The following is a 6,028-nucleotide window of genomic DNA, read 5'->3' as shown; positions in this document are numbered from 1 at the left end:
GCTTGCAGGTCATCGTACCGCGCGTAGCGTGCGGGAATGGTTCACTAAACATCTCGCAATACGGCCGCTGCCTTCACTTGCTCGGAACCGGTCGCCTCACTCATTGGAGGGTTGCCGGCCGATGTCGCCTCCTGGCTGTATCGTGAGCACGCGCAGCTGGCTCACGCACTGACCGAGGCTCAAGGTACGCCACACTCGGCTTTTGAACACGAGGGTACGGTGTGCATCGAAGGGCTGCCCGATGCAACGCGGCGCTTTCTATGGCAAGCCTTGAAACAACATCAGCCCGCGCTGGCCTCACTGCTTCACGATCCTGTGCTCGCGCAAACCCGCGCCGTCTTCGACGCACGCCTCCACCTGTTCCTGACCGACCTGATTGCCACGGTGCTCGCTGCCACACCGCCTGACGCACCTGCCTGCTCAGCGTCGTCGCCACACGAACCTCCAAGGCCGCCGTGAGCGACACCGACGCTGACGCTTGAAGGCTACAGTGCCTCTATCGGCTCGCAGCCGACTTGCGCCGCGCGACCATGCAACCCTCAGTAACGCCAGAGGCACTGTCATGTCTGATTACGCCGCCTGCGAATGCTGTGGTGAGTTCCACCCCATAGACGAACATGAGCTGCTCTTTCGACTCCCGGATGAAATATTCAAGCTGTCGGAAGAAGATTGCGACATCCGATGCCGGCTCATCGAAGAAATGGCCATCCTGGATGAGACGCGCTTCTTCATCCGTGGCGTCTTGCCCCTGCCGGTGAGACACCGAACACGCCCTTATCATCTAGGGCTTTGGGCAGAAGTCTCGGCAGAGGACTTCACGCGAATGTTCGAGCTGTGGGACGATCCTGCGCAGGCGACGGAGCCTGCCATCTCCGGATCGCTCGCGACGGCCGTGCCGCTGCACCCCGAGACCATCGGTCTGCGCGTGGCCATCCAAATGGTCGGCGCCAACCTGCGCCCGGCCTTGTTTCTGATGCCAGTGGAGCATTCGCTATTTAACGAGCAGTCGCGCGGCATCCACGCGCATCGCGCATTCGAGTACGCGGATCGAGAGTCTCGCGCCGCAACCAGCGAATGCCGACATGTCATCCCCGTTCGAACGTCGAACACAGGTCGATCCAGCTGAGTTGGGCCGGACGGCATGGAAGTACGACCGGTGGGCTCCGACTGACCGCCTGGAGCCTGCACCGGTTGGATTGGAGCGCATGAGCCCGCTTGCACCGTTCGGAGTCAGACGCGCGAGTTCCACGCTACGCGGCCAAGGCCGCCGTGCTATCGCTGGCCTCATCGAAGTGTAATCGATGATGCCCGGCTGAGGCGCTCGGCAGAATCAGTCCGCATTTTCTCGTGAAGAGAAAGCCCGGTCATTGACATGATGCGCGCACTGTTCCATGAATCTCGTCGCGCCTCCAGCGTTTGGCCCGATGCGAGCGAGCGGACACGGGCTCACCGTGAGCCGAACGTCGATTATCTTTATCGAGGGCGCCGGTACCCTCAGGCTCGCCGCATTGTGATTAGGCGGTGGTGACCAGCGAGCCGTAGTCTCGAAGCGTATCGTCATTCGTTAGCAGAATCATTGGCTCGACGAACGCTTGAGCAACGAGTAGGCGATCGAACGGATCCTTGTGTATTGGCGGAAGCTTGGCGACCTTAGCTGCGTGCTCGCCGCTGATCGGCAACATCGAGACGCCTGCCGGCTCGACACCCGCCAGTAGCTCGTCCGGGTCGGCATCGAGCTTGCCAAGGGCTGACTTGACGCTGATTTCCCAGATCGATGCCGCGCTGACGAAGACTTCGGCGGTATCAATTTGCTTTCGGGCAGCAGCGGAGAGCTTGGAGGGAGCGCTTACCGCCCAGAGAAACAAGTGCGTATCAAGCAAAATACGCACGTTCAATGTCCCTCAAAACCGGCGATAATTTCGGGCGGCAGCGGCGCATTGAAGTCGTCCCGAACCTTCACCTTTCCTTTCAGCAATCCGAGCTTCTTCTTTTTCACCGACGGCGATATCGGACTCAATTTGGCGAGCGGCTTGCCCGCCTTGGCGATAATCACTTCTGTGCCGGCCGCGACCTCATCCACGATCCTGGACAGATGGGTTTTCGCTTCGTGAATATTGATGATGTTACTCATGTGCACCGCGCCGAGAACTGAACTGAACTGAACTATGCTTAGTTTAGTCAAGACCATGGCATCGCGCAGCGTTGGCGCGCCTTCGCTAAACCAGCAGGTACGAGACCTGAATGGACGCAAAGATGCCCGCATCACCCAATGTGCCTGTTGGAAGCGCTTGCATGGCCGCACACGCCCTGGTGGCGTCGGGCGATGAGGTCGGCGCAGCCGCGGTGGTCAAAATGGCCTCGGAGACCGTTCGTGCCGCCGAGACCGCGCAACTCGGCCTTCGGTGAGGACGCTCGTGACAATTCGCTCGCGGCCTTCGCTGAAGGTGTGGTGCAGATCGTGATCCAGAAGCAAGCGCCCGGGGTCAGTGCTGGATCTGACGGGAGCCGTATAGCATCCCTCCGCGGTGGGCTGCTGAAGGAATGTGAGAATTGGAAAACGGCGTGGCGCGCTGGGCGCCACACACCCGTTGCAACTTGCAACCTTGATCGCTTTCGGGGGATTCCATCCGCCGCATGGGCGACGACGCGCATCCGTCGCGCCGCCGCCCTGGTTCGCCTCACTGGCATCACTCCCAATTATCTGGTCCAACCATCTTCTTCTGCGTGCACGGCGAGAGGCACCTCGTACAATCCGAAATCCATTGACTTTGTGAGGGCCGCCCGAGAAAGGCGCCCGAGTCGGCCGAGGTACACCGCTCGGCCGGCTCACTTGCAGAAGTGGTCTGCCATCGAAGGACGTGCAGGAGAAATCTACGTTGGGCGTTCAGCGTGCGCTCGTGGCCTTCGTTGTCGCAGCGAACCGAGCCACAGCACTGGCCGCCTCGAGATAGGCTCACAGTTCGGCGCCGGAAGCCCGCTTGCTCAGGTAAACATCAGCGCCGGCGCGCAAGCCCCGACCAACATCCAACTGCGAATGTCGCGTAGACAGTACGAGTATGAACACCCGGCTGGGGCGCTCGCCCTCACGGAGCTCCTCGCACAGGATGTGACCCTCCCCATCGGGAAGGTGCCGACTGACAACGACGATGGGATCGAAGACGGCGGCCACGGCCTGGCGCGCTTGTTTCACAGAATCCACGCTGGTCACCGAATAGCCCGCGGACTCGAGCAAAGTCTCGATCCGCCGCTGAGCCCGGGGATCATCCTCGATGAGAAGTACGGATCGCAGATCGGCCGGGTCACGCGCATTGGTGCCACGCACGATTGGACTATGGGTGACCATTACTTGTTCTTTATTGGGCCGCCCCATGCTGCCAAATGATATTACAGCGCAGCCGGACTTTACCGTGTCGGGCGGGCCTTGCGCTAGGATATGAGTTGTTCCCCGATGAACCCTTGGACGATACGATCGTGCATCGAAGCGGCCGTGGATCCTTGTCCAGACTACGTAAGGTAGCGTTAGGGCGATGCCTGATTCTTGGAACCAGTGAGGGCAGTGAAGCCAGTTTGTCGCTTATCTATTCAACGGTGCACGTACTGAGGAAGGGACGGATGGTTCATGAATCTTTCTGATTGCTCCACGAAACAAACAACCGTCGCCGCAGTTTACAACGAAGCCCCGAAATGGATTGACTCGAACGGCCAAGACAAAGATACCAAGGTCTTGCGAAGCTGATGATCTTCTTGTCGACGGGAAGTTTGTCGTACGCGGTAGTATCGAACTGCACGGCGCAGATGCGGGACCCACCGCTTGAGCTTGCGCGTGTCGTTCGTCAGTACTTCCATACCGGCGCTTGCGAAGAACTCGCGCGGGTGGCGCGTCAGTTGAGATCGCAGTTCCCGCCAATATCGAACGAAACGGCGCCGGCTGCGATTGCGGTTCATTTCGTCAACGTCTGAGCACGCGGCGACGTCGACACCCCCAAGTCATCGATCAGTGGCGCACCAAACATCTCACCGTTGATGGCGACGTGAACTCTTTGGACGATACGGACCGAGGTCCGAAGACGACGTTGCAGGTTCGCGATCGACCCCTCCTTCAACGGTATCGCCAGCGGCGCTGAGTCAGCGCTGATGCTCAATGCATGAGAGCTCATGCCTAGCGCCGCTTCGACCCGCGTGATGCTCGGAAGCCGTCGCATGATGCGTACCTGAGGATAGCCGCTGGAGTGGAAGGTCAACAGCGCTAGCGCCAGCGACAACACCGCTCGCGCGAGAAACCCGCTTGAAGCTCAGATGGTTTACTGCTCCGATCCTCGACACGGACAGTCCGCCCTCTCCGCGAGCCGCAGGCCGCGTGATGCCGGGCGGATATACATACCGCGCACGCGGACGTAGCCGATTCCGCGAATGTCTGCCACGTGTCGTTTCTGCGCGGCTCGCGTTCCCGTCACCCGAGTTCGCGTCTAAGCCGGATGAAGTGACTTCAAAGTTCGCACGCGTTAGGTCCGCGCCAATCCTGGCCTGCCCTCACATCGTTGCGTTGACAGCGAGCGAGCCTGACCGTACGAGCGCGTCGCATATCAAACGAATCTTTCTTTCCGACTTCGTCTTCTTGACGAAGCAACATGATTACAAAGGGAACGAGGCTACGAACGCGGCACTGGCGATAACAACTCATCGAAAAGGGGCTGGCGATAATGCTCGAACTGGTTTCGCGCATGCCTCACGATAAGTAGTTGATGTTTTGTTTGAATAACCATGTCCATTAGGATCGCCGGAAGATGACGATGGATGGTTACAAACGAGATGAAGCAGGAGAGCCTCGCCTATTACAAAGCTCTCGGTGCGCACATAGCACTGCTGCGCAAGGGTCGAGGGATGACGCAAGCCGAGCTCGCGCGGGCCATCGGTGTATCACAGCAAGCAGTGTTCGCGTACGAAATCGCCGAAAGACGCGTGTCGGTGTTCATTCTGGTCAAACTCGCCAAAGTCTTCTCGATCTCGGTCGAGGAATTGATGGGCGTGAATCAGCCAGCATGCATGCCGAAGCGGCGCCTGTCGCCACGAGCGATGCGGCACGCGGAACGACTGCAAGCACTCTCGAAAACTCAGCAGCGCTTCGTCGTCCGTATCATCGATATGCTCGAGGCAAGCAACACCCGATAGATGGCGCCGCTCAGAACAGCCCGGGCTGTGTCGCATGAGGGTTCCACGCGTTCACAGGCGAGTTGCCGCGAGCAGGGTGGCGGCGCTGGTCATCAAGATCGACGGCGACAAGGCGCTCAAGGATTCGGATCTTGCGGCCTTGTTCGAGCTTAGTCTGCCGGCGTTGTATGCCAGCATCGGCCGAAAACTCTGGGATCTGCAGCCCAGGGCGTTTCACAAACTATCCCAAGCACACGATCGCGGCCGGCAGGATGCACGGCCGGCGTTGGCTTTTACTCTGGCAGGCGTGCTGCTGGTCGCCGGTATCCTAGGCGAGGCATCGCTCGACAGCGGCGCGGACATCGCGCACGCTTTGAAAACACGTCGCCGCGCTTCGGTCCATAAGAAAGTTCCGGCCCGGCGTGTCGACGATCCGAACAAGTCAGCGCACTATAACGAGGCAAAGAGATGCTTGATCGCCAAGCACCTACCTGCGTTGACGAAGAGATCGCAGCGTCGAAGGCGATTTGCACGGCGTCGAATCCGCCGTCATCCATGAGACCGGTGGCGTCGGCGGCATCTTTGCGCCACACGTCGGCTAGGTGGACAGCGCCGTATTCAACGGCCGCGTCGACATGACCAGCAGCGAAGCCCGTCATGCTGGCACGCGGCGTCCATCAAGGAAGGGAGTGGAAGTCGCACCATAAAACCGGGCCACGCCGTTCGGAGGAAGAACCGAGAAGATCTTGGGCAGCAAGTAACGCCGCCGCGGTGTCAGTATCACCCTGAGCTGGCAGGCAATCGCTGTGCCGGCACGTCACGCCGCTGTGCGAGGGAATCCGATCCCATGAACTCGTGGCGCGCGCTCCGCTAAAACGGG

The 6,028-nt window shown here is 59.9% G+C and carries 8 protein-coding genes; 4 read left to right on the top strand and 4 right to left on the bottom strand.

The window, feature by feature from the left end; translation table 11 throughout:
* Window positions 1-111 precede the first annotated feature (111 nt).
* On the top strand, window positions 112-459 hold the full coding sequence (locus JNL55_RS09445; RefSeq protein WP_293852367.1) for a hypothetical protein: 348 nt from the start codon (window positions 112-114) through the stop codon (window positions 457-459).
* 103 nt (window positions 460-562) lie between these two features.
* Window positions 563-1,126 carry a DUF2199 domain-containing protein gene (locus JNL55_RS09440; RefSeq protein WP_293852366.1) on the top strand — a complete coding sequence of 188 codons (564 nt, stop codon included), beginning with the start codon at window positions 563-565 and terminating at the stop codon, window positions 1,124-1,126.
* Window positions 1,127-1,514: 388 nt separating this feature from the next.
* Here JNL55_RS09440 and JNL55_RS09435 read toward each other — a convergent pair whose 3' ends face one another.
* From JNL55_RS09435 to JNL55_RS09420, 4 genes are all read right to left on the bottom strand, one after another.
* The gene (locus JNL55_RS09435) at window positions 1,515-1,889 is read right to left on the bottom strand and encodes a type II toxin-antitoxin system VapC family toxin (protein WP_293852368.1); all 375 of its coding nucleotides are present in this window, start codon (window positions 1,887-1,889) and stop codon (window positions 1,515-1,517) included.
* 2 nt (window positions 1,890-1,891) lie between these two features.
* Window positions 1,892-2,131, bottom strand: a complete 240-nt coding sequence (locus JNL55_RS09430; RefSeq protein WP_293852365.1) for a type II toxin-antitoxin system Phd/YefM family antitoxin — start codon at window positions 2,129-2,131, stop codon at window positions 1,892-1,894.
* An 822-nt stretch (window positions 2,132-2,953) separates the two neighbouring features.
* Complete coding sequence (locus JNL55_RS09425) at window positions 2,954-3,343, bottom strand: response regulator transcription factor (RefSeq protein ID WP_293852364.1); 390 nt, start codon at window positions 3,341-3,343, stop codon at window positions 2,954-2,956.
* Between the two features lie 598 nt (window positions 3,344-3,941).
* Window positions 3,942-4,202 (bottom strand): hypothetical protein, encoded by a 261-nt coding sequence (locus JNL55_RS09420; protein WP_293852363.1) that lies wholly within the window; start codon window positions 4,200-4,202, stop codon window positions 3,942-3,944.
* Between the two features lie 592 nt (window positions 4,203-4,794).
* Here JNL55_RS09420 and JNL55_RS09415 point away from each other — a divergent pair.
* The gene (locus JNL55_RS09415) at window positions 4,795-5,169 is read left to right on the top strand and encodes a helix-turn-helix domain-containing protein (RefSeq protein ID WP_293852362.1); all 375 of its coding nucleotides are present in this window, start codon (window positions 4,795-4,797) and stop codon (window positions 5,167-5,169) included.
* A gap of 76 nt (window positions 5,170-5,245) precedes the next feature.
* Window positions 5,246-5,707 (top strand): hypothetical protein, encoded by a 462-nt coding sequence (locus tag JNL55_RS09410; RefSeq protein ID WP_293852361.1) that lies wholly within the window; start codon window positions 5,246-5,248, stop codon window positions 5,705-5,707.
* The last annotated feature ends 321 nt before the right edge of the window (window positions 5,708-6,028 follow it).

It is taken from the genome of Steroidobacter sp. (assembly GCF_016790065.1).
GTDB lineage: Bacteria > Pseudomonadota > Gammaproteobacteria > Steroidobacterales > Steroidobacteraceae > Steroidobacter.
Note: the sequence above shows the minus strand (reverse complement) of the source record. Positions and strands in the feature narration are given on the sequence as shown.

Excerpts from the sequence above, each read along its gene's own strand:
- JNL55_RS09440 (WP_293852366.1), top strand. The coding sequence starts at position 563 with ATGTCTGATTACGCCGCCTGCGAATGCTGTGGTGAGTTCCACCCCATA.
- JNL55_RS09430 (WP_293852365.1), bottom strand. The coding sequence starts at position 2,131 with ATGAGTAACATCATCAATATTCACGAAGCGAAAACCCATCTGTCCAGG.
- JNL55_RS09425 (WP_293852364.1), bottom strand. The coding sequence starts at position 3,343 with ATGGTCACCCATAGTCCAATCGTGCGTGGCACCAATGCGCGTGACCCG.
- JNL55_RS09420 (WP_293852363.1), bottom strand. The coding sequence starts at position 4,202 with ATGCGACGGCTTCCGAGCATCACGCGGGTCGAAGCGGCGCTAGGCATG.
- JNL55_RS09415 (WP_293852362.1), top strand. The coding sequence starts at position 4,795 with ATGGTTACAAACGAGATGAAGCAGGAGAGCCTCGCCTATTACAAAGCT.